Origin of the sequence: Saccharobesus litoralis (assembly GCF_003063625.1) — a bacterium.
Taxonomy (GTDB): Bacteria; Pseudomonadota; Gammaproteobacteria; order Enterobacterales; family Alteromonadaceae; genus Saccharobesus; species Saccharobesus litoralis.
This window is the reverse complement of sequence record NZ_CP026604.1, coordinates 440478-463290: the sequence shown is the minus strand read 5'-3', so window position 1 is coordinate 463290 and position 22813 is coordinate 440478. Positions and strand designations below refer to the sequence as shown.

At 39.6% G+C, this 22813-nt stretch carries 22 protein-coding genes; 7 read left to right on the top strand and 15 right to left on the bottom strand.

The features are described from left to right. Window positions 1–44: 44 nt before the first annotated feature. The 6 genes from C2869_RS01750 to queF form a co-directional block, all read right to left on the bottom strand. Complete coding sequence (locus C2869_RS01750; protein WP_108601322.1) at window positions 45–1808, bottom strand: hypothetical protein; 1764 nt, start codon at window positions 1806–1808, stop codon at window positions 45–47. A gap of 12 nt (window positions 1809–1820) precedes the next feature. Continuing rightward, window positions 1821–2198, bottom strand: a complete 378-nt coding sequence (locus C2869_RS01745) for a DUF3192 domain-containing protein (RefSeq protein ID WP_108604917.1) — start codon at window positions 2196–2198, stop codon at window positions 1821–1823. 34 nt (window positions 2199–2232) lie between these two features. After that, window positions 2233–2928: an SDR family oxidoreductase gene (locus C2869_RS01740; RefSeq protein WP_108601321.1), complete on the bottom strand. Its 696-nt coding sequence runs from the start codon at window positions 2926–2928 to the stop codon at window positions 2233–2235. Window positions 2929–2939: 11 nt separating this feature from the next. Continuing rightward, window positions 2940–4298: a nucleotide 5'-monophosphate nucleosidase PpnN gene (gene ppnN / locus C2869_RS01735; protein WP_108601320.1), complete on the bottom strand. Its 1359-nt coding sequence runs from the start codon at window positions 4296–4298 to the stop codon at window positions 2940–2942. 236 nt (window positions 4299–4534) lie between these two features. Beyond that, entirely contained in the window at window positions 4535–6130 is a 1596-nt protein-coding gene (locus C2869_RS01730) for a GGDEF domain-containing protein (protein ID WP_108601319.1), read from the bottom strand. Window positions 6131–6279: 149 nt separating this feature from the next. Then, a complete protein-coding gene (queF, locus tag C2869_RS01725) occupies window positions 6280–7134 on the bottom strand; it encodes an NADPH-dependent 7-cyano-7-deazaguanine reductase QueF (protein ID WP_108601318.1) in 855 nt (284 codons plus the stop codon). Between the two features lie 53 nt (window positions 7135–7187). Here queF and syd point away from each other — a divergent pair, with 53 nt between their 5' ends. Further along, entirely contained in the window at window positions 7188–7763 is a 576-nt protein-coding gene (gene syd, locus C2869_RS01720; protein WP_108601317.1) for a SecY-interacting protein, read from the top strand. A gap of 7 nt (window positions 7764–7770) precedes the next feature. Here syd and C2869_RS01715 read toward each other — a convergent pair whose 3' ends face one another. Continuing rightward, entirely contained in the window at window positions 7771–8097 is a 327-nt protein-coding gene (locus C2869_RS01715) for a hypothetical protein (RefSeq protein WP_108601316.1), read from the bottom strand. Window positions 8098–8152: 55 nt separating this feature from the next. Between C2869_RS01715 and tsaA the strand changes: the two genes are divergently transcribed. Beyond that, complete coding sequence (gene tsaA / locus C2869_RS01710) at window positions 8153–8893, top strand: tRNA (N6-threonylcarbamoyladenosine(37)-N6)-methyltransferase TrmO (protein ID WP_108601315.1); 741 nt, start codon at window positions 8153–8155, stop codon at window positions 8891–8893. A gap of 42 nt (window positions 8894–8935) precedes the next feature. On the opposite strand, the gene C2869_RS01705 is transcribed toward tsaA, so the two are convergent. After that, window positions 8936–10219 (bottom strand): ammonium transporter, encoded by a 1284-nt coding sequence (locus C2869_RS01705; RefSeq protein WP_108601314.1) that lies wholly within the window; start codon window positions 10217–10219, stop codon window positions 8936–8938. A 16-nt stretch (window positions 10220–10235) separates the two neighbouring features. Beyond that, entirely contained in the window at window positions 10236–10574 is a 339-nt protein-coding gene (locus C2869_RS01700) for a P-II family nitrogen regulator (RefSeq protein ID WP_108601313.1), read from the bottom strand. Window positions 10575–10889: 315 nt separating this feature from the next. On the opposite strand from C2869_RS01700, the gene C2869_RS01695 reads away from it, so the two are divergent. Next, window positions 10890–13505, top strand: coding sequence for an EAL domain-containing protein (locus C2869_RS01695; protein WP_108601312.1), 2616 nt, complete (start codon window positions 10890–10892; stop codon window positions 13503–13505). A gap of 51 nt (window positions 13506–13556) precedes the next feature. On the opposite strand, the gene C2869_RS01690 is transcribed toward C2869_RS01695, so the two are convergent. From C2869_RS01690 to C2869_RS01675, 3 genes are all read right to left on the bottom strand, one after another. Then, the gene (locus tag C2869_RS01690; protein ID WP_228710810.1) at window positions 13557–14288 is read right to left on the bottom strand and encodes an integron integrase; all 732 of its coding nucleotides are present in this window, start codon (window positions 14286–14288) and stop codon (window positions 13557–13559) included. A 340-nt stretch (window positions 14289–14628) separates the two neighbouring features. Continuing rightward, on the bottom strand, window positions 14629–15738 hold the full coding sequence (locus tag C2869_RS01685; protein ID WP_159083985.1) for a transposase: 1110 nt from the start codon (window positions 15736–15738) through the stop codon (window positions 14629–14631). Between the two features lie 252 nt (window positions 15739–15990). Then, window positions 15991–16332 (bottom strand): transposase, encoded by a 342-nt coding sequence (locus tag C2869_RS01675; protein ID WP_108601308.1) that lies wholly within the window; start codon window positions 16330–16332, stop codon window positions 15991–15993. Window positions 16333–16542: 210 nt separating this feature from the next. Between C2869_RS01675 and C2869_RS01670 the strand changes: the two genes are divergently transcribed. Both C2869_RS01670 and C2869_RS01665 read left to right on the top strand, forming a co-directional pair. Continuing rightward, window positions 16543–16944, top strand: a complete 402-nt coding sequence (locus C2869_RS01670) for a hypothetical protein (RefSeq protein WP_159083984.1) — start codon at window positions 16543–16545, stop codon at window positions 16942–16944. 125 nt (window positions 16945–17069) lie between these two features. Further along, on the top strand, window positions 17070–17381 hold the full coding sequence (locus C2869_RS01665; RefSeq protein ID WP_108601306.1) for a VOC family protein: 312 nt from the start codon (window positions 17070–17072) through the stop codon (window positions 17379–17381). 110 nt (window positions 17382–17491) lie between these two features. On the opposite strand, the gene C2869_RS01660 is transcribed toward C2869_RS01665, so the two are convergent. The 3 genes from C2869_RS01660 to C2869_RS01650 form a co-directional block, all read right to left on the bottom strand. Beyond that, a complete protein-coding gene (locus C2869_RS01660; protein ID WP_108601305.1) occupies window positions 17492–19213 on the bottom strand; it encodes a proline--tRNA ligase in 1722 nt (573 codons plus the stop codon). Between the two features lie 262 nt (window positions 19214–19475). Continuing rightward, complete coding sequence (locus C2869_RS01655; protein ID WP_108601304.1) at window positions 19476–19889, bottom strand: SufE family protein; 414 nt, start codon at window positions 19887–19889, stop codon at window positions 19476–19478. Between the two features lie 3 nt (window positions 19890–19892). Next, window positions 19893–21116, bottom strand: a complete 1224-nt coding sequence (locus C2869_RS01650; RefSeq protein ID WP_108601303.1) for an aminotransferase class V-fold PLP-dependent enzyme — start codon at window positions 21114–21116, stop codon at window positions 19893–19895. 156 nt (window positions 21117–21272) lie between these two features. On the opposite strand from C2869_RS01650, the gene C2869_RS01645 reads away from it, so the two are divergent. Together C2869_RS01645 and C2869_RS01640 are read left to right on the top strand one after the other, a co-directional pair. Then, on the top strand, window positions 21273–21524 hold the full coding sequence (locus C2869_RS01645; protein WP_108601302.1) for a hypothetical protein: 252 nt from the start codon (window positions 21273–21275) through the stop codon (window positions 21522–21524). 143 nt (window positions 21525–21667) lie between these two features. Then, a complete protein-coding gene (locus tag C2869_RS01640) occupies window positions 21668–22675 on the top strand; it encodes a LacI family DNA-binding transcriptional regulator (protein ID WP_108601301.1) in 1008 nt (335 codons plus the stop codon). Window positions 22676–22813 lie beyond the last annotated feature (138 nt).

Here is a 22813-nt window from a genome sequence, read left to right as displayed (position 1 = left end):
AGCCTACGTAAGTTAACCACTGTAGTTTAGCAAAAATAGTGGACTTAGCTCGAATAATGAATTGGTATATTTGAATAACTTTTTTCTAGTATAGATAGAACAATATCTTGTTTATTGATAATAGGAAAGTTAACTCTGTGGGCGAGCGTTTGTATTAATTCAATGATTTGCTCAAAGTCACTTGCTTGTAAATTAAAATTAGCCAATACAATCATTAAAATAGCGACTTGATTTAAAGCGTACAATTGCTGATGCAGCGGCGAGCGCAAAGCCGTTATCGATTGTGCTTTTAATATTTTGCTTAAGGTTGTGACGTTGGGGTTATCAGTTGCATACTGAGTGAGATTACCGATAAATTGATTACGATCAATTTCGAACACTGTTGAAATAACGCATGTATTGATGTTTAAGCCTTTAAATGATTTGTTACCTAACTTTGGTGAAGAGTGCCAAATAGCAAGAAAGCTTATGTCAATTAACAGTTTAATTTGTTCATGGTTAGAGGTTTCTTTGCTTGGTAATAAGTTGACGACACTATAGGCGCTTTGGTTAATAGTTTTAAACCAATCGGCATGTCTGCAGTAGGGCAGTTGATAAATACTATGTATATAATTTCTATCTAACCAATGTTGCGCTGTTTCTATACCTAAATAAGCTAGCGCATGTTTGCTGTCACTAATTTTCAGCTCACTATCGACTATAAACTCGTTGGCATATTGACACAGTTTTGCCGGTAAGTCCGTCACACAAGCTAAACGCTCAATCCACTTCTTATTGCTTAATAATGATAAGTCTTGGCTACAGAGATCGGCGATAGCTTTTTTGCCTTTAAAGTCCGTTTTGTTAGGCTCACAATAATCACGTATCGCGTCAGTTAACTTAAGTAATACTGGCGCAGTGCCAAACAGGGTATTTTTTGTTGGTGAGCTTTGTTTGTTTGTTAAGTAACGCTTATCAATATTGAGTAAGGTTATTGGGTTTGCTACAGCACTTTTTCCTGCTACTAACCAGGCTTGTTTTTGATTAACTAGAATCAATGTAAATAAGCCATCTTCAATTGCGGTTTTACGTTCGGCTTCAATACAGGTTAAGCGGCCTTTGGCAATCGTCTCAGGTGGTAGTTTGTAAACTGTAGCAAAGTGATTATTTAATGAGTCATACAAATGATTGTTAAAATGGCTATGGCTGGTGATTTCAGACTGGCTCAAACGCTGAAATAATTGGTTAATCGATTGTGCAGGTTTAATTTCTTTGCATATAGGAGCCAGCACATCAGTCACTTTAATTAAATAATAGTAAAGGTTTTCTAACGGGTTGAGTCTATTGTCATTGAACTCGGCTCGTTTATTTAATCGATACAGGCTAGATAATATTTGTTGTTGCGACGGCGTAACAATACTCGTTCGTGCGTATTGGCCAACTAATTTACGTTGGTTAATGGCGACTTGAGCAAGATGTTGGCGCGTTAGTTGGCCAGAATTAATAAGACTCGCAGCACCAATTTCACGCACTAAAAGACAGAAAATAAGGTCTTTTAACTCGGTTTTAGCAATTGGTTGATATTGGTTGATGATAGACAGCGTAGTACATGATTTAATCACACGATAACTGATATTAGGTGTGCTAAGCGCTGGGGCTAATAGCAAAGGTTTTAACGCATACGGATTGTTCAAAACCAACTCAAGCCATTGTTCAGCTTGAACCGTTAAAGCGGCTTTTACCTCTTGCGCAGTTAAGTTGGGGTATTGCTTAGCAAGTAAAAGGTGTTGTTTAACGAGTTTGGTAAAGCTATCTTGAGTTAATTGCATCTAATGTATTAGCTATGTACTGTTTAGGTATTGGTTGTACGCTTCATCTCCCCAAATTATTAACTTGTTATTAATAAACAGCAAGCCTGTACATTCATCTTGGGTAGTAAAGCCATCCTGTTTTATGTGCTGTGTACGATAAAATAATATTTGTATTATGCCACTAGCTGTTTTTTTGGCTTCGGTAATATCAGGCGGCCCCATTAATTTAATGATCTCGTCTTTTGGCTGTAACGTGTTTAAGCGTGAAATAACCTTTTTGTTATAGGCTTGACGGTCTTCAAATTGCATTTGGCTTTGGTCATCGTTAACCAAAGTTAATACGCAAAACCCAAAAACCAAGTATAGCCCTAAGGCTAACCCAACAGATACAGCAACTTTATACTTCATTAAATTAATTTGATGAAACATCCATGTACTATTTTTACCAAGGGATTGAGGTTCCATCAAAGTTAATAAACTGACCTGACTGTTCACTTGTCAGATTTTCGATAACTTGGGTTAATCCGGCTACTGACTCTTGCGTAGTAATTAGTGCATTTGGCCCACCCATTTCTGTTTTTACCCACCCAGGGTGAAGAGCCACAACTTGAATATTGTCAGGTCTTAAATCTATAGATAGGCTTTTAATCACGGCATTTAAGGCGGCTTTTGAAGAACGATAAATGTAGCTACCACCAGAATTGTTATCTGTCATACTGCCCATTTTACTGGTCAAGTAGGCAATTTTTGCATTTTTAACCTGTTTTAAGTTATCAAGTAACGCGTTAGTAACCATGAATGGTGCAATACTATTGACTTGAAATACGTTAAGCCAATCTTGAGTCGATACGCTTTCTCGTGGCAACCCCTTTGGACCATACATACCCGCATTGTTAATGAGTAAATCAATGGGTTGATTGGCAAGCTCCTTTTGTAATTGTTGAATACTTTTAGGGTTGCTGATGTCTAGGGGAACAACGTTAAGATGTTTATTTGTATGCGCTAATTTGTTTAATTCGCTTGCTGCATCAGGCTGGCGACAAGTTGCGATAACTCGGTTATTGGGTTGGGCTAGATAGTGACGAACAAATTCAAGGCCAATCCCACGATTGGCCCCAGTAATTAAGATAGTGGGCATTTATATTCCTATTATTCGCAAATAACCTGATAGCAAGGTTTGTAGACAGTGCCTGGAAGTTTCATTCTACCTTGTTCTACAAAATCTTTTAATAGGGTATCCATTAATGCCATAATTTGTTTGTCACCGTGTATTTTAAAAGGTCCGTGTTTTTTGATTTGATTAACGCCTTCCTCTTTGACGTTACCTGCAACAATTGCAGAAAATGCACGCCGTAAGTTTGCCGCTAATGAGGCTTTGTCTTGATCATAATTTAAATTTAACTGCTCGACATTTTCATGGGTTGGATAAAATGGTTTTTGAAATGCCGGATCAATTTTCAACGCCCAATTGAAATGATACGCATCGCCAATTGATTTACGGTATTGTCTCACTGCATGCATTTCCGTGCGCATAATATGCGCTACTTTCTCTGGATCGTCTACCACTATGGTATAGCGACGTTGCGCTTCTTCACCTAATGTTTGTTTAATAAAACTATCAATGCTATTAAAGTAAGCTTCACTTTCTTTTGGTCCAGTTAAGATAACAGGTAACGACTGATGGGCATTGGCTGGATTGAGTAAAATTCCTAAAATATACAGTAATTCTTCCGCAGTGCCGACGCCCCCTGGAAAAATGACAATGCCATGCGCAACACGCACAAAAGCTTCTAAGCGTTTTTCAATATCTGGCAGTATCACTAACTCATTAACAATTGGGTTAGGTGGTTCAGCAGCAATTATTGAGGGCTCGGTTAAACCTAAGTAACGACCATTGCTTACACGTTGTTTTAAGTGTCCAATAGTGGCGCCTTTCATCGGGCCTTTCATGGCTCCTGGGCCACAACCTGTACATATATTTAAGCTGCGTAGCCCCATTTGATAGCCGACTTCTTTCGTGTATTGATATTCGAATTCTCGAATCGAGTGGCCACCCCAACAAACAACCATGTTCGGGTCTACCGCTGTTCGTAAAGAGCCTGCATTGCGCAAAACATCAAACACAAAATGGGTTAGGTGAGTGGTATCGTCAGTTGATTGTTGGCTGATACTGCGTTTGACATCGGTATAGAGAATATCACGCAGTACCGCAAATAATAATTCGCGGATCCCTGCTATCAATTCACCGTCAACAAATGCATGTTCAGGTGGGTTAATGAGTTCTAATTTAACACCGCGTTCACGGCGAATAACTTTAATATCAAAGTCACTATAAGCACTGTAAATTTTTTCACTATCATCTGTGTTACTGCCTACATTGAGTACGGCTAATGCGCAATTACGGAAAAGAGAATAAAGTGAATGGTCTGAAGACTTGGTTAACTTATCAACTTCTAATTGTGATAGAAGATCCATGGAACCGACGGGATTAACTTGAAATGATGTCATAGATTTCCTCTTTGAAATAAGACAGTAGGCATTATTAGCCTTAGTTATAACTATAGCCGAAGTTTTTAAACAAAGTGTAGCGAGAAGGCAATAAGTTGTTGAATTAATGTAAATTTAACAATCGAAAGTATTGATAGAGTTATTGATAGAGGTATTGAAAATTGAGCCAAATTTAACAAAGCATAACGAAAAAAAGGTTGTATAAGACAACCTTTTTATATCACTAATGAGTCATTTTACCCAGTGGTGACGACTTTATCGCGACCGGTTCGTTTAGCTTTGTACAAAGCTTCGTCAGCTCTGTCGAAAGCACCCAATGGCGTGTCACCTTTTTTAAACTGGGTTGCACCTATTGAAATGGTGGCATTTAAGTTTTTATCCTTAAACTTAAATGGAATACGTTTTATCTGTTCTCTGATAGATTCCAATTTAGGGATAATGTCATTGAGTTTCGATTCAGGGAACAATACGACAAATTCTTCTCCACCAAAGCGGGCAATAAAGTCTGTTTGGCGTAAAAATTTACGCAACGCCATCGCAATAACTTGTAAGGTTCTATCGCCAGCAGAGTGGCCGAAGTTATCATTGATCGATTTAAAGTGATCAATATCAATAACGGCTAAACATAAATTATGGTTGTATCGTTGCCAACGGGTGAATTCGATATCTAACCTTTCATCAAATGCAGCTCGATTAGGCAACTTGGTTAAGGCATCTTGTAACGACTTGAATCTTTGTTCCGATAATTTTGTTTTATAGGTTTCAGCTTCACTTTCTAATTCAGATAGCTTGGATTGCATCTGACTTAAGTTAGTCAATAATAGCGTTTGCTCTTCTTGTTCAATGCTCTCTTTCTGAGCAAGCGCTTCGGCTATATCGCCAATGCGCTCTGTGACTTTAACTTTGAGTGAATCTAAGTTGGTAGCAGCAGATACGTCTTGGCTAATTAACTCTAAGTTATGTTTTAACTTGTCATTCAGCTGCTTTTTATTACTAGTGGTTTTCTTTGCGCCACTGAGGGAATTAGATACTGCATCGTGTACCGAGGTCAGCGCTTCGTTTAATGTCAGTAAAAAGTTTTGCGCAGATTGCCTTTCTTCGGTGATGTTACCCACAATAATGCGGATCACTTCGACACAACAATCAACTAAGGTTTTGGGAGTAATCGGCTTAGTTAAATCGTCGCGTATTTTTTCTATGCGGTTGGATGAGTCACCTGAAAACGCCAAATTACTCAATATATTCAGTAATTCATTACTGATGGTTTTTTGCAATTCTACAACATCGATTGTCTCAACTTCTTTTACCCCGTTGCCATTGGCAAATGCATTAAGCAAACCACCGGTTGGGATCGCATCGAGTTTAGCTAATTCTAACGATTTATTGTACAACCTAACAAGACGATCGATCTGCGGGATAAAGTGCAGTATAGAATCGGTATCGCTAGTGGTTTCTTCAATTAGTTCTTCTAATTCGCGTTTGAGATCTTTGGGTAGACCTTTTACTTTTTGCAAATTTTTAGTGGCGTCAACAATCGATGATTTAGTTGACGTCATATCTTGACTAACTTTTTTGCTATGTTGGCTTAATATACCAAGTAGCTCTTGGATAAAAGATTCGACATTTTCAAAATCTTTTCCTTGGGCAATAAGCGCACGTAACTGAGCTAGTTTATTATCTAACTCTATGTCAATTCCCTTGCATACTTGTGACAGGCGGCTGATTAGTTGGGTCAGCGTTTCAAATTGCGCCTTGTAACTGCGTTCGAGAAGTTTGTTCGCTTTTTGGCTCTTAAGAACTTTCTTTTTAAGTAACTCGATTTGTTCGGACACGTAAACTAGATTCCTTGACGCTGTATCTAATTTAATTGAAATTAATTCAGCTGCACACTAACACACAATACCCTGCAATGGCTACGGATATTACAGATTTGCGTATGTTATTTTAGGTGATAAATCCTAATTTTGATATTTTATTATTTTTACTGCCTAACTAAGCGCTCAAAAGGGGCGTTAATTTTAGTCGAACTTCGTAAAGGGTTAATATCAAGACCCCCTCGACGGGTATATCTAGCATAAACCATTAAACGCTCGGGTTTAATTAAATTATTAATATCGACATAAATTCGTTCAACACAGTGTTCATGAAACTCATTGTGGCCTCGAAAGCTAATCAAATATTTTAATACACTCTCGTGATCGAGTGCTTGGCCTGAATATTCGATGACGACACTTGCCCAATCGGGTTGTCCGGTAACTAAACAGTTAGATTTGAGTAGATGACTAACGAGTGTTTCGCTAACGTTTAACGGTTTATCCAGCGGTTTTAATAAGTTGGGTTCATAGTCATAAATATCAATGTCGATATCTAACTGATCAAGATTAACACTGTGATTTTGCGCGGGGCGGCATAAACCTTTATTGGTATAATCATCAAGGCTAAATAAGCTAACTTGCACGGGTTTGCCAGAGGCCTGTGTTAGGTCTTGTGTCATTACACTTTGTACTTGTTGCCAATTTTCAAAGCGAGATTGATTAAAACTATTTAAATATAGTTTGAATGACTTGGATTCAACTAAAACATCTGAGTCAAATTGAAAATTGAACTCGGCAATGGCAACTTGAGGCTTACCTTTATTATTTAACCAAGAGACTTCATACCCGGTCCAAATATCGACACCGACAAAAGGCAGGTGTTGTTCGTCGATCCCCAAGGTTTGTCGAGTTAGACTACGCGGAACCGTGTCGAGTAGGCTAGGATCATAGCTTGATTTATATTCGGTGTTTTTACCTAAAGTAAGCTGATCGAGTAAATGACTTGTGTTGTTCTTTGGCATGGTGCTTAATACGCGGCTAACAAAGCCGTCTATTCTAGTAAAAATAAATTGATATGTCTGAATCTAGTGCAAATAACATGAAGAAAATTAATATTGAACAGTTTAGTCAAATATGGACAGATAATTGGCGTGCGTCGCAAGGCTGCTTACCCCAGATAGAACATGACTGTGATTATCCGAGCCCATGTGAAGTCGGGCAAGCGAAAGATGGCGAGTTAATTAGCTGGCAACCGGTAGCTCGCTCAAGCACGATTGATTTAAATAATATCAATCAAGCATTGGAATTTGACTTACACCCTTCAGTTGTCGAGTTGTTTTGCCGTCAATTTAGTGGAAATTTGTCGGCGCAATTTGATGGCAATTGGCTTGAAATTATTCAGCCATGGAATGAAGAAGACTTTGAGCGATTACAAGAAAACCTGATAGCTCATCATTTAATGAAACGAAAATTAAAACAACGGCCAAGCAGTTTTATTGCGGTCACCGATGATGATATGTTGATTATTTCGATATTGAACGAAACGGGTGAAGTGGTATTAGAACCGGTAGGTAAGGAACCGAGCCGAGTACTAGCGCCTGATCTCGGTACATTTTTAGCTCAACTAACCCCTGTTATGGAGCAAGATTAACCTTAGGTTATTTGTCTGTGGCCGCTAGCTTTTCGACTAAACTGGCTACCGTTTGTTCTAGTTGGGCAACGCGTTGCTCTAGCGCTGATATTTTTTGCTCTTGGTTATTTGTTTCATTAGTTTTATTTTCAATAGGCTGTGAGGGGGCAGCTTGTCCCACAAGGTGGTTATGTTGCTCTACATAAGCGCTAGGGTTAGTTTTGTATAAACTAACTTCTTTAGTAATAAAAGGTAAGGGGATTTGACTCGCTACTTTGTTTTTAATCGTGGCGACAGAAACCATTTTTCCTGTTTTATGCTGTTGAACGATGGCAAGTTGAACTTGAGATTGCACGAGATAACCTTGTTGCTGTGTTTTATTGCTAGCTATTTTACCATTTAATTTTGTAATGAAAAACGAATTCCATTTTAGACCGATTGGCGTAGTGTGCTCGCCATATAAGGAAAAATTTGCTGTTCCTCGCCAACCTAATTTAGTCAAGCAAGCTAAGGGTATTATTCAATTATATTCTGAGTATAGTGATCCTAATGCGGTTAAAGGATTGTCAGGGTTTAGCCATATTTGGTTGCAATTTGTATTTGACCAAGTACCTGATAACAAATGGCAAGCTAGTGTGCGTCCGCCACGATTAGGTGGAAATGACAAAATCGGCGTGTTTGCTAGCCGATCACCTTTTAGGCCAAATCCCATTGGTTTATCCGTAGTAGAGCTTAAAAGTGTCGATATTGGCAAAGAGCAAATTAGTTTACATATTCAAGGATTAGATTTAGTGGATGGTACGCCAATTCTGGATATCAAACCCTATGTTGAGTATGTGGACAGCATACAGAATACAGCAGCAGGCTTTGTGAATGGCAAACCAGAACAGATAAACAATGTAACCTTTACGCCATTGGCGTTGGACTTTTTACGGCGTTTTAGTCGTGATTTTGATTATGAATTTGAATTGATTAAACAAGTCTTGAGCCAAGACCCTCGCCCTGCTTATAAAAAGCATAAAGTCGACGATAAAACCTATTCCGTGTTGCTGCTCGATTATGACGTGAAATTTAACGTGCTATTTTCAGAGCAAAACCAGACCACGGCTGCAATACAAGTTAGTCAAATTGTCAATGTAGCAAAAGTTTAAGGTTGGTTTGACTCACCAACCTTAAACATCAAAGCTGTCTATCTATAAGTTATAACCTCGTTCATCATGACTGACTATATCCAAACCTTGGATTTCATCTTCATGTTCAACACGAATACCTTTGGTTAATTTACCGACAACTAACAACAGAATATAGCTAACGACAGCGGTATATAGGCCAGTAGCGACTACACCAATGGCTTGTACACCAAGCTGTGATCCAATTGAGTCAATACCATCAGCAAAACCATAGCCACTAAATATACCTAAATTAGGCGAGCAAAATATACCAGCCAGTAGGGTACCTAAAATACCACCGACACCATGCACCGGAAACACATCTAACGAATCGTCAATTTGGATTTTTTGCTTAATCCAAATGGTGGCGTAAAAGCATACAATGCCTGCACTAATGCCAATAACTAAAGCGCCAGCAGGGCCGACAAACCCAGAAGCTGGGGTGATTGTTCCTAAACCCGCTACCATACCGGTTACTATACCTAGTACCGAGGGTTTGCCATGTTTAACCCACTCCATCACCATCCAAGCTAAAGAGCCGGCTGCGGCTGATATATGAGTCACGGTTATTGCCATGGCTGCGTCGCCATTAGCAGCAAGTGCCGAACCACCATTAAAACCAAACCAGCCAACCCAAAGCATACCAGCGCCAGTTAATGTCATGGTTAGATTATGGGGCATCATGCTCGCACTTGGATAGCCATGACGGTTTTTAATTACAATCGCGGCCACCAAAGCACCAACCCCAGCAGTAATATGTACCACGGTACCACCAGCAAAATCTAATAGTCCCATGCTGCCTAACCAGCCGCCACCCCAAACCCAGTGGCAGACAGGGAAGTAAACTAAAATTAACCATGCAGCAGAGAATAATAATACAGAAGAGAATTTCATTCGTTCTGCAAATCCGCCGACCATTAACGCAGGGGTAATAATGGCGAATGTCATTTGAAAGGCGAAAAATAGGGGTTCAGGTATGGTGCCCGCTAATGTGTCCTTTTCGACTCCTTGTAGGAAAACTTTTGACAAGTCACCAATGAAAGCATTGCCCTCACCAAACGACAAACTATAGCCAAAAATAAGCCAAAGCAACGAAGCCATACAGGCGATCGCAAAACATTGCATTAATACAGATAAAACGTTTTTACTGCGAACTAAGCCGCCATAAAACAAAGCTAGCCCTGGTAATGTCATAAACAACACCAGCGCACTAGCAGTTAAGATCCAAGCGGTATCGCCAGTGTCCAATGAGTCAGCAAAAGCCATGCTAGGTAGAAGTAAGGTCAAAGATAAAAGAAGTTTTTTCATATTTTATCATGCGTCCTTATAGTGCTTCTTCGCCAGCTTCACCGGTACGAATGCGGAAAGCTTGCTCTAAATTGGTGACGAAAACTTTACCATCACCTATGGTGCTGGTATTGGCCGCTTTCATGACTACATCAATGACCTCATCGACTCGCTCGTTTGTAACAGCAATTTCTAATTTTGTTTTGGGCACAAAATCTATACTGTATTCAGCACCACGGTATAGCTCTACGTGTCCGCGTTGACGACCAAAGCCTTTTACTTCTGTTGCTGTTATTCCTTTTACTTCAATTGCAGACAACGCCTCCCTAACGTCGTCCAGTTTGTGCGGTTTTATTATCGCAGTAACTAACTTCATGACTTAACCTCTTTGTTTATGTCATTTGTATTTATGGATACGAGTGCACCATCTTGGGATGGAAAATTCAATAACTTCAGGTGCGCAAGGTATTTTATCACAACGATAATGCAATTGTTTCACGCATGTTAAATATTTGCATTGTTTGAGTGCGTTTAAAGGTTGCTAATTGGTGCGTTTAGCCAGTCAAGAGGTATAAAATTTACTTGACTATGGGTCGGTTTTAACGGTTAATGACTAACCAATATACTCTTACATTAATAATAAATAGAAACACTAACGAGAGTTATTTAGGGTAGTGGGTTAGCTAATACAATGAAATTAACGCAAAGGTTTTTAATCTTTGCCGCTGTTGCGATGATTGTTGTCGTCGTTGCCTTCGTATTGGCAACTAAACATACATTGGGACAATGGCAGACCGAACAACAAAGTCGAGCAGTAGCGTCTAATCAGACCGCTTCTGAGCTTTTGGTCGAATATTTTATTAATGCAGCGAAAGCAAACGCTGAGTTATATAATCGCTATCAATCGCCAGTCATGTTATCTAGCAAGCTGTCTGATATCGGGATTGTTTTCGATAATCAAGGCGCCATTCTTGCCTCCAGTGATAGCCAAATCACAGTCAGCAAAGACAAATTACAAAACTGGATCAACAGTAAATCGATTAATGTATCGTTTGGTGTTTCGCAAATTGCCAATACGCCGGCGTTAACAACTATTCAACCACTGGGTAATAATCAGTTTTATTTATATGCGACGTTTATTGACGACGCTTGGTACCAACAAACAAAAGTTCATTTTACCGCACGCTTCACAGACGCAATCGATGTAAGTGGGCAAGGTAACTTATCTAACTGGCGTTCATTTTCTTTTTTAATTGCTACTGCACCTAAGTATTTAGTATTTGAAGACTATTTAGGTAATGGATACGTTGAGTTAGACTTTCCTCCTTTACTATCGCCAGACGCACAAGACAATTCAGCCTTGTATAACTATGCGTTTTTATTATTAGCTGTCATAGTTGCGGTTTTGATAGGTTTACTTTACGCGCTAGAGAAAAATTTTCTTAAACCCATTGCCAGCCTGAGTCATCAGGTAACGAGTATCAAACCCGAACAGGGTTTTGTTAGTGCAATAGATGTTGATTGCAAAGATGAGATTGGGGATCTGGCATTATCATTAAATAAAATGTTTAAAGATTTGTTCTCAGCCAAAGAATTTAATCGGGTAATTTTAAAATCTATTGGCGATGCGGTGATCACTACTGATTTGGATGGCGACATTAGTTTTATGAATTCATCCGCTTGTTACTTGTTGAATAAAAATTTGGATGAAGTTCGCGGTTTGCATGTGGCTGAAGTTTTGCCATTTACAGAAATGGAAGATGCAAACAACTTAAAAACTATTATGCAGGAAGTGCTTAGTGCAGGAACCTCAACCAGTCTCAGTCGAATTACCCATAAAATAAACCGTGGCATTGATACTTTATTTATTGAAAAGCACATAACCTTGCTACGCGACGAAAATGAAAAAATTATAGGTTCAGTGCTTGTACTCAGAGACATGACTCAGGCTGAACGTTTACGACGTAAGTTAGATTTTCAAGCAAGCTATGATGCCGTCACCAAACTGCTCAATCGTCATAAATATGAAGAAGCACTACAGCTCGCTTTTGCCGAAGCCAAGCAACTCGGTAGCACGCACGTATTGTGTCAGATAGATCTGGATCGCTTTAAGTTGATTAACGATAGCGCAGGCCATGCGGCCGGTGATCAGTTGCTATATGAAGTGGGTTCTGTAATAAAAACCCAAATTCGAAAAACAGACGTGTGCGCGCGCATAGGTGGTGATGAGTTTGGGATCATTCTCCACAACGTGACCGTTGAAAGTTCCATGCTTTTGTTTGAAAAAATTGTCGACCAGATTAAAGATTACCGCTTTATATGGGGTGGGAAAATCTACTCAATTGGCGCTAGCCTAGGTGTTACGCAGATCGTCTCGACTAGCCAAGAAATAGCAGAAATTCGTCGAGAAGCCGATGTTGCCTGTTATATGGCAAAAAATGCCGGACAAAATAATATTCGCGTTTTTGATATTAGTAATGAAAGTTTAAATTCACATCATCAGGCTCCGCGTTGGGCGACTCGAATTAATGACGCCTTAGTTAATGATAGATTCCAGTTATATTTTCAACCCATTAGTGCTACCGACGTAAATAGCAAAGAACGCATTCATTATGAAATATTATTAAGAATGAATGACGAAAAAGAAGGTTTATTGTCGCCGGGTTTATTTTTACCGGCAGCGGAACGTTTTCGCTTAACACCGAAAATTGACCGCTGGGTGATAAAAAATGTTTTCCGTTGGTTGTCAGCTCGACCAGAACTGTGGAATAGCGTGACCTTCTCAATTAATTTGTCTGGCGAATCATTAACGGATGAAGATTTAATTGGCTACATTATTAGCTTACATGATCGCGCTGGTTTTCCACCGCAAGCGATATGTTTTGAAATAACTGAAACCGCCGCTGTGTCGAATTTAAGTACGGCAGCGGGGTTAATCGAACAACTCAAAGAGCACGGTTTTGTGTTTGCTCTTGACGATTTTGGTAAAGGCTTTTCTTCATATAGTTACTTACAAAACCTGCCAGCTGAGTATGTGAAGATAGATGGTGGATTTGTTAAAGAAATGACCTCTAACTTACGTGATAAGGAAATTGTCCGTTCGATACATGAAATCAGCAATGTCATGGGCATGAAGACCATTGCCGAATTTGTCGAATCTGAAGAAATATTAGAGGCTGTGTCCAGTATGGGGATCCATTACGCACAAGGGTATGGCGTGGGTCGCCCTGCCGAACTCAGCACATTTAGCTTGCCAACCCCTAAGCCAACACAAGCGGGTAAAGACAGCTTACAAGAATTGCATTAGTTTGTTGTTGATCGCGAATTCCCCCTTAGTGTCTGTTTAATTATCTGCTATCTAGCCCAAATCCAATGGGCTTTTAGCATAGCCGAATTTACTGCCAATTACGTGAGTATAAATTTCTGTGGTTCGAACATCGTTATGGCCAAGTAACTCCTGAACCGTTCTAATATCAGCACCGTTGCGTAAAAGCTCAGTGGCAAAGGAATGCTTGAAAGTATGGGCAGTTACTCGTTTATTAATTCCGCTTGCAAGAACGGCTTTGCGCAATTGCTTTCGAAAAGCAGACTCATGAATATGATGACGACAAATATAACCGTCTTGCGGGTGCATGCATCTGGTTGAAGAGGCAAATAGATACTGCCAGCTTAAATCTTTAGCTGCATTACCATATTTTTTTATTAAGCTAATAGGTAACGACGTTAAACCATACCCATCGGAAAGATCTTTATGGTGTAAGCGAGTTGCGTAATTTATTTGATTTTTAAGCTTAGGCGCGAGTGTTAGCGGTAGTAAAGTACATCTATCTTTGTTGCCTTTTCCCCGAAAAACGAATATAGATTGGTTATTAAAATCCAGATCTTTGATCCTTAATCTAAGTGCTTCATTAATCCTGAGACCAGCACCAAATAATAAACTGCAAATTAATTGATATTTTCCAGACATCAAGTTGATTATTGATATTGCTTCTTGTTGGCTAATAACTACAGGCACAGAAATCTGGCGCTTTGTAAATCGAAAATTGAGGTTATCAGTCTCTTTTTTTAAGATATTTTTGTAAACGAAAATAATTAATTTAACTAGATAATTTAACTAGACACCCATCCTAAAATAAACCAGCGACTTGTATTGAATAACTAACACAAATTGCCATTTAACCTATTTTCTTCATTGTTGTTTAATAATGGAGGAAAATAAATCAGACACCCATCTTAAAAATAGATCAACGACTTGGTTGAATAGTTAACACATCGCCATTCAGCCAGTTTGCTTCACTTTTGTTTGATAATGGTTTGAAAAATCACCCAAGTTTAGGGTTAGTAGTGGAAATTGCTTAAACTTGTACAAGTGCAAGCACCGTGAATAAACACGGGATGGTGAGATTAATAGTACGCTTTTTCGGCGGTATTCAAGCTGATGTCAATGCTGCGGGAATGGCGTAATAGCGTTTAGCTTTACCCAAACCTCGATGGCGTTTCTTATGTAATGAACGTCCAAAACTGTGTAAGCGTGATTCGGTACCAATGGCTTGGCTAAAGTCTTGTTCTATTTGGTTGGAAAAGGCGAGCCAATTATCTTCTGTGATATTGAGTGTGGTTAATATACTGGGATGCTCAGCTGCGACCTTGCCGCGTTTGTTTGGGTGTATTTGTCGACTCGTCCAATCAACCAATGCCAAATAGTTTATCAGTTCATGTTGAATGGCCTGTTTGTTGTTTTCGATATGGCTATTACCAGCAAAACGTTGCAGTGGCGCTAAAGGTATAGATGCCAGCCTGTCTTGCAGTGGAGTACTTGTGTTGTCGTGCTGTAGTTTTTCGTTTTGCTGATTGTCGTTTAGGTCATTTTCGCTTGCTGGTATTGGGTTGGTTTGTGGTTCAGGTTGTAAACCCATGCGTTCTTGAATGGAGGTGTAATCAGACGTTTCTAAGGAATCAGTGATATTAGCGCGAATGGGATTTAAATCCACGTAAGCCATACACGCCAGTAATGCAGTTTCATCTAACAAGGCTTGTGATTTAAACCGTCCTTCCCAAAATCGGCCTGTACAGTTGTCTTCTTCATTGGCTAACCTTGCAACATGTTCATTTAAAAAGCGCATAAACCAACTGATATCCATTAATCGTTGGCGGTATTCGGTAACACATTGTTGAATAATGAGGTTATCAGATTGGCTAATGATATTGCCTGATAGCCAGCGCTCAACAACGGGTTTAGGTTTACATAGTAATGTCCATTGTTTTAATACGGTTTGGTCATCCCATGTTAAGGCTTTATCGCGGTTAACATGCAGTACAACATGATAGTGGTTGCTCATAACGGCATAAGCCGCAATATCAATGGCAAAGATACTGGCAAGTTGTTTGATGCGCTTGACTATCCAACCTTTGCGATGGTCAAAGTTTTTGGTGGTGAATTTGTCGTTGCCACACAAAAACGCGCGGCGCACACAGCGTGATATGCAGTGATAATATTGGGTTTCCTCTAAACAAATTTGCGAGCGTCGTGCGGTTGCCATTGTCTACCTGCCAAATTAATCAAACAACTGATGTTATATACAGTTAAATCTAATTCATTTTTAGGGTTTGTCAATAAGGGGACTTTATTAAATAATGGGTGTCTGATTAAATTTTTACAAATTTGCGAGCGTCGTGCGGTTGCCATTGTCTACCTGCCAAATCAATCAAATAACTGATGTTATATACAGTTAAATTTAATTTATTTTTAGGGTTTGTCAATAAGGGGAGTTTATTAAATAATGGGTGTCTGATTAAATTTTGCCTGTTAACCAGCGCTCAACAACAGGTTTAGGTTTACACAGTAATGTCCATTGTTTTAATACGGTTTGGTCTTCCCATGCTAAAGCTTTTTCGCGGTTAACATGCAGTACGAGATGATAGTGGTTGCTCATAACGGCATAAGCCGCAATATCAATGGCAAAGATACTGGCTAGTTGTTTGATGCGCTTGACTATCCAGCCTTTACGATGGTCAAAGTTTTTAGTGGTGAATTTGTCATTGCCGCATAAAAACGCGCGGCGCACACAGCGTGATATGCAGTGATAATATTGGGTTTCCTCTAAACAAATTTGCGAGCGTCGTGCGGTTGCCATTTTCTACCTGCCAAATCAATCAAATAACTGATGTTATATACAGTTAAATTTAATTCATTTTTAGGGTTTGTCAATAAGGGGAGTTTATTAAATAATGGGTGTCTGATTAAATTTTTTTATGGGTGTCTGATTAAATTTTTTTCTTTGATTAAATTTGGGGACGACTCAGTAATGGGTCGTTCTATCATGACTGTTTTTTGAGATCGCGCAATGTCATTGATATTTGACTTAAAAAATCAGCCTACTACTTGGGCGAATGGCGTCAATGAAGATCTGATTGCTGATTATCCTGAATATATTCAGAAGTATGGAAAGGTTGGTTCCGAAAAGTGGTGGGATAATTATTTTTCTGGAGAGATTGAACGAAAGGTACATCAGGGAAAGGTCGTTTTTATTGGAGAGCGCGCCGATTCCTGTGATGAAATATGGGATATAGTCGAGATTGACTTCAATGGCGAGCTCGCAGAATACGATCGGTGCGGGTATTGGAAGTCAGATGAAATCATTGTTGGAGCGTTAGTTTCAATAGAGTCTTTTGAGATTTCGCTACATCAAAAATATGGCCCTAAAACACACATGTTTGATAGGCTAGTTCAAATAAGCAAAACATAACAAGGCCATGCACCCGACCTCCGGCAATTCGCACCTTTTTTGCGTTCCGCAAAAAAGTCGCCAATTACCTGCGGCGGGTGATGGCGGCGTTATGTGTATCTCAAAGTTAGGTGAATATTTAAATTATGAAGTTTAATCATGTGGGAATTCCCGTAACAGAGAGTTTTGAAGGTGAAATCGACTTACCTCATCTAAAAATGACGGTATCTGATCATGAAAATAATCCTTATGGGATTCAGTGGCAGCGTTACTGGAAGGATGCCCCTTATCCAGAGTTGGTTAAAACAGTACCCCACGTAGCATTCGTGGTAGATAATTTAGATGAAGAGCTTGAAGGGAAGAAGGTTATTATTAAGCCTAACTCTCCAAGTGATGGTTTGCGTGTTGCTTTTATCGAAGTAAATGGCGCTCCTGTTGAGCTCATGGAATATTCGTAAATATACACATAACAATAAGCTGCAAAAGGACGTTTTGAAATAAAAAAGGTGCTAATTAGCACCCTTTTAAGTATTTAAACAACCTCGTACGAGCTTATTTCTGTTATTTGTTAGGCAATTTTAGCGCTCACAAAGTCGACGATTTCGTCAATTTTAACGCTTTGCTTTTCACCTGTTGTGCGGCATTTGTACTCGACAATACCTTCATCTAGGTTACGTTCGCCAATGACAATAGTATGGCTTACACCTACTAGTTCCCAATCAGCAAACATGACACCTGGGCGCTCTTTTCTGTCATCAAAGATAACTTCGATCCCTTTTGCTTGTAGATCAGCATATATCTTTTCTGCAATATCGGGTATGCGATGTGATTTGTGCATATTCATTGGCAACACAACGACTTGGAAAGGTGCAATCGCTTGTGGCCATTTGATACCCCATTTATCGTTATTCTGCTCAATTGCTGCAGCTACAATGCGTGACACACCAATACCGTAACAACCCATGGTTAATACTTCGTGTTTACCCGACTCAGTTAACACACCAACATTCATCGCTTCTGAGTATTTTGTACCTAGTTGGAAAATATGTCCGACTTCGATACCGCGCTTTATCGACACTTTACCTTGACCGCATGGGCTTAAGTCACCTTCTTGGATATTGCGAATGTCCGCAACCTCGAAGGTTTCAATATCTCGTAACCAGTTGACTCCCGTTAGGTGGAAGCCAGTTTCATTAGCGCCACAAACAAAGTCGGCTAATACACTTGCGCTACGGTCAACGATAACAGGGCAAGATAAACCTTGTGGACCAATTGATCCCGCTTCGCAATTAGCGGTTTGTTTTATTTGTTCTTCGGTGGCAAAAGTTAACGGGGCAAACACACCGGCAATTTTTTCAGCTTTAACTTCATTTAATTCATGATCACCGCGTAAAACAAGTGCAACAACGCCACTGGCTTCACCTTCTTCGTTAACACCCTGAACCAATAATGTTTTTACGGTTTGCTGCGCATCCACTTTTAAGAATGCACTGACTTCTTCTATTGAATGGGCATTTGGCGTCGCGACTTTTGCAACATCGGCAGACGGAGCAGGGCGTTCAATGCTTGGCATTAAGCACTCGGCTTTTTCTATATTCGCTGCATAATCACTACCATCGCTGAACACAATGGCGTCTTCGCCTGACTCAGCGAGTACATGGAATTCGTGTGAAACGCTGCCACCAATAGAGCCAGTATCGGCGATTACCGCGCGATATTCTAAGCCTAAGCGGTCAAATACGTTACAGTAAGCTTGGAACATCGCATCGTAGGTTTTTTGCAAACAGTCCTGTGAAAGATGGAACGAGTAGGCATCTTTCATAGTAAATTCACGAGCTCGCATCACACCAAAACGTGGTCTGACTTCGTCACGGAATTTAGTTTGAATTTGATATAAATTAATCGGCAACTGTTTGTAGCTATTAATTTCTTTGCGCACTAATTCTGAAATCACTTCTTCATGCGTTGGACCCAAAGCAAATGGGCGTTCGTGTCTGTCGTTAATACGCAATAGCTCGGGACCAAATTGCTCCCAGCGACCCGACTCTTCCCATAAATCGGCAGGTTGGACAACAGGCATTAACACTTCTAGTGCGCCGGCTTTGTCCATTTCTTCACGAACAATTCGCTCGACTTTACGTAATACTTTTAAACCACTGGGTAACCAAGTGTATAAACCCGATGCTAATTTACGGATCATACCGGCTCGTAGCATTAGCTGATGGCTAATGACTTCGGCATCTGATGGGGTTTCTTTTAAAGTTGATAAAACATACTGGCTGGTACGCATGTAAAGTTTTCCGTTTTAGGGTGTTGTGGCAATTGATTAATTCTAATTGTGACAACAGTTGTTTGAATTAAATTGCGCTGCATTGTAGCAGCGCCTTAATTGGAGATATAGTCTTCTCGCTCAAGTTTTATGGTTCATTGTCAGCGCTTACTCGCCCCAATCACATAATAGAGCATATGCTCATGGGGACTCGAAGCTTGACAGCTTCCCCTAAAACTCGATCGCTTTGACTATAAAACAAAGGATATTTGTAAATTGACACTTAAGCTTGTTGTGCTATTTGTTGTATATGCTTGGCTATGGTGAGCAGGCCATTGCCACGACTTGGACTTAAGTGTTTAGTTAAACCTAAACTTTGAAAGTAAGCTGCTAAATCAAGCTCGGCTATTTCAGTTAAAGGTTGTTGGTCAATTGGCGTAATTAAGATCCATAATAGCCCTTTAACAATGCGTGCTTCGCTCGTTGCCTGAATGAATAATTTGTTATCTTGTATTTTCCAATTTAACCATACGCGGCTTTCACAACCGTCTATTAAGTAGTCGTCATTAAGCTTGTCAGCTGGGTAGGGCGCTAAATTTTTTCCACTTTTCATGATAAAGCGATACCTATCTTCCCACTGATTAAATTGGGAAAATTGGGCTTGCATCTGGCCAATATTGTTTTGTATAGACCCCATAAATTATTCAAACTCTTTTATTTGTTGTAAGCCGGTGATGAGTTTATTTATCTCTTCTACTGTATTGTATGCGGCAATGGAAGCTCGTATACAGCCGTTACTTAAACCTAACTTTGTCATTAATGGCTGAGCGCAATGGTGACCCACTCGGACCGCTATATTCATCTGTGACAGTAATTCACCAACATCAGCAGGGTGCCAATCAATTAGATTAAATGCGATGGAGCCAGTGGCTGTCTTTGGGCTAATTATTTGTACAAAATCCAGCTGTTGTAGTTGTTTATACAGATATTGGCTTAATTGCTGTTCATAGTGATGTAGCTTGTCTCTGTTTTGTTCAGTCAACCAGTCTAATAACGCACCAAAGGCAACGACAGCTTCGGTATTACTGGTTCCGGCTTCAAATTTATGCGGTAACTGATTGAAAGTGGCCGTGTGGAATTGCGCTTGGCTAACCATTTCACCACCAAATTGATAGGGAGGAAGTTGTTCTAAAATGGCTTGTTTACCATACAGGACACCAAGCCCAGTTGCGCCATACATTTTGTGGGCTGAAAATACATAAAAGTCACAATCTAAAACTTGCACATCGATTGGATGATGATTGATCGCTTGTGCACCATCTATCAAACTAAAAGCATTGTGTGACTTGGCTAACTCAACAATTTGCTCTACAGGTAAACGAACACCTAAAGCATTGGAAACATGAGTGCAGGCTACGAGAGCCGTGTCTTCTGTTATGTGCTGTGCAAAACGCTTTATTATGCTATTGGCGTCCATGTTTTCGACTTCAACAACGGTTAGCGTTAAGCCTAATGATTGACAAACTTGTTGCCAGGGGATGAGGTTCGCGTGATGCTCAAACTGGCTAACAAGGATCTCTTTTCCTTTTGTTTTAAGTAGATCGCATTGTGATAAAACTTGTGCCAGCAAATTAATGCTCTCAGTGGTGCCTTTAGTCCAAATTATTTCTTTTGAGTGTTTAGCATTAATAAAATGCTGAACTTGTTCTCGTGCCAACTCAAATTGTTGGGTGGCACTGCTGGCCAACTGGTGATTGGCACGATGGGTATTGGCGTTCAAGTAGCTATAAAAGTGTGAAATACTATCTAATAAACATTGAGGTTTTTGGGTCGTCGCCGCGTTATCCAGATAGATTAATTCTGGGTTATTAACTAACAGTGGGAATTGCTGGCGAAACGCGAGTATGTAATCAGGTGTTTTCATTTGGTGATTATAAAGTTGCTTTATTATCAAGCCCAGTTTAATTCGTATTATTTTGAATCGTTTGCTTAAAAAATAAACGTATATACGTTAAAAACCATTGTCTAAAGTTTAAATCTGTATATACTCGCCTGCAATTTAATTCAGTATAAGTCCTAGATGAAAAAAGTCGGCCGCCCGAGTAAATCCGAATCAGAAAAAAAGAAAGGTATCTATGTTAAGTTACCGCCATGGCTGATTAATTGGATGGATGCGCAAACCGATTCTAATCGGGCAATTTTAATAGAAGAAGCAATAAAAAATCATTTTGGTGTTGATGAAAATACCCGCTATGAGCATCAATTAGATCTTTGTATTGAAGTTGCTAAAACCTACGATAAACGCTACAAAAAAAATCGCACAGCAGATTAACCCTTTCTTTTTTTAATTAGTCTCTTTGTAATTAGCCCGAAGAATTTTGCCTATTCATTTGATATTTTTGAGCAAGTGATTGCGCATTTTTGCGCATGCCTTTATATTGCTCAAAATAAGTTTGAGTTAAGGTTTAGTGCTAAATGGTCGTTACGCTTAAAGATGTTGCCGAAAAAGCCGGTGTTTCAACGTCAACTGTTTCCCGTGTACTAAGTGGTAAAGGGCGTGTTGGTAAAAAATGCCAAGCGCATGTTAAAAAGATAGTTGAAGAAATGGGTTACCGCCCCAACACCAACGCGCGTGCATTAGCTTGTAATCGTACTGAAATGATAGGGCTGATCACACCAAATATTGCGGGTGCATTTCATGGTCCTATCTGCGTTGGTGTTGAAGAAGCCGCTTCTAAAATTCGCTATAAAATTCTTATCGCTAACTCATTTGACGAGTATGAAAGAGTACAAGAAGCCATTTATTCTTTTAGTGAGCAAGGTTGTGACAACATCATTATTCATACTAATTTTGTCGAAGATGATGAGCTTATCCAACTTGCTGAGCGTATTCCTGGTCTGGTTATTATCAATCGTTTTATTCCTGAAATCGCTGAGCGTTGTGTCTGGCTAGATAATGTTTCAGGTGGCCGCTTGGCAGCGAAGTACCTTATCGACAGCGGGCATAAAGATATTGCGGTTATTTCTCACTCTCGAAAAATTGCCGACCCAAAAGATCGATTAACAGGGGTACTCGAAGCCTGTGAAAAAGCCGGAATAAGCATCCCTGAACAAAATATTTTATTCGATCCTATCGGCACGATTGATGAAGGACGATTGCTAGCTCGTCAATTAGTCGAAAGCGATGCAAAGTTTACCGCTATTATTGCCTACAACGATCTAATGGCGGTTGGTGCTATCAATGAGTTACAAGATATGGGTATACGCGTACCTGAAGATGTATCGGTTATTGGATTTGACGACCTTTATTTTTGTCAGACCAGCCGACCTACCTTGACGACTATTCATTATCCCATTAGTGAAATGGCTAAATATGCGGCTGAGTTGTCTGTTGCTTTAACGACCAAAGGAAAAGATGCCACGCCTAAAACGCATCTATTTATGCCTAGTTTAGTCGAGCGAAAATCAGTTAAAACACTTTAACCCCACCTTTTTAGGCGTATGTTTTACGCAATTTTACATACGCCGCACTTGCTTAAACATCATATCTTTATAAAAATAACAATTAATGTTAATTAGTTGTTGAGTCTAAGGCCAAAATCGGTTTAAATAGAAATGTGA

Excerpts from the sequence above, each read along its gene's own strand:
- C2869_RS01675 (WP_108601308.1), bottom strand. The coding sequence starts at position 16,332 with ATGGCAACCGCACGACGCTCGCAAATTTGTTTAGAGGAAACCCAATAT.
- C2869_RS01670 (WP_159083984.1), top strand. The coding sequence starts at position 16,543 with ATGTCATTGATATTTGACTTAAAAAATCAGCCTACTACTTGGGCGAAT.
- C2869_RS01740 (WP_108601321.1), bottom strand. The coding sequence starts at position 2,928 with ATGCCCACTATCTTAATTACTGGGGCCAATCGTGGGATTGGCCTTGAA.
- queF (WP_108601318.1), bottom strand. The coding sequence starts at position 7,134 with ATGCCAAAGAACAACACAAGTCATTTACTCGATCAGCTTACTTTAGGT.
- C2869_RS01705 (WP_108601314.1), bottom strand. The coding sequence starts at position 10,219 with ATGAAAAAACTTCTTTTATCTTTGACCTTACTTCTACCTAGCATGGCT.
- C2869_RS01660 (WP_108601305.1), bottom strand. The coding sequence starts at position 19,213 with ATGCGTACCAGCCAGTATGTTTTATCAACTTTAAAAGAAACCCCATCA.
- C2869_RS01700 (WP_108601313.1), bottom strand. The coding sequence starts at position 10,574 with ATGAAGTTAGTTACTGCGATAATAAAACCGCACAAACTGGACGACGTT.
- ppnN (WP_108601320.1), bottom strand. The coding sequence starts at position 4,298 with ATGACATCATTTCAAGTTAATCCCGTCGGTTCCATGGATCTTCTATCA.
- tsaA (WP_108601315.1), top strand. The coding sequence starts at position 8,153 with ATGAAAAACGAATTCCATTTTAGACCGATTGGCGTAGTGTGCTCGCCA.
- C2869_RS01745 (WP_108604917.1), bottom strand. The coding sequence starts at position 2,198 with ATGAAGTATAAAGTTGCTGTATCTGTTGGGTTAGCCTTAGGGCTATAC.
- syd (WP_108601317.1), top strand. The coding sequence starts at position 7,188 with ATGTCTGAATCTAGTGCAAATAACATGAAGAAAATTAATATTGAACAG.
- C2869_RS01645 (WP_108601302.1), top strand. The coding sequence starts at position 21,273 with ATGAAAAAAGTCGGCCGCCCGAGTAAATCCGAATCAGAAAAAAAGAAA.
- C2869_RS01655 (WP_108601304.1), bottom strand. The coding sequence starts at position 19,889 with ATGGGGTCTATACAAAACAATATTGGCCAGATGCAAGCCCAATTTTCC.
- C2869_RS01695 (WP_108601312.1), top strand. The coding sequence starts at position 10,890 with ATGAAATTAACGCAAAGGTTTTTAATCTTTGCCGCTGTTGCGATGATT.
- C2869_RS01650 (WP_108601303.1), bottom strand. The coding sequence starts at position 21,116 with ATGAAAACACCTGATTACATACTCGCGTTTCGCCAGCAATTCCCACTG.
- C2869_RS01640 (WP_108601301.1), top strand. The coding sequence starts at position 21,668 with ATGGTCGTTACGCTTAAAGATGTTGCCGAAAAAGCCGGTGTTTCAACG.
- C2869_RS01685 (WP_159083985.1), bottom strand. The coding sequence starts at position 15,738 with ATGGCAACCGCACGACGCTCGCAAATTTGTTTAGAGGAAACCCAATAT.
- C2869_RS01665 (WP_108601306.1), top strand. The coding sequence starts at position 17,070 with ATGAAGTTTAATCATGTGGGAATTCCCGTAACAGAGAGTTTTGAAGGT.
- C2869_RS01750 (WP_108601322.1), bottom strand. The coding sequence starts at position 1,808 with ATGCAATTAACTCAAGATAGCTTTACCAAACTCGTTAAACAACACCTT.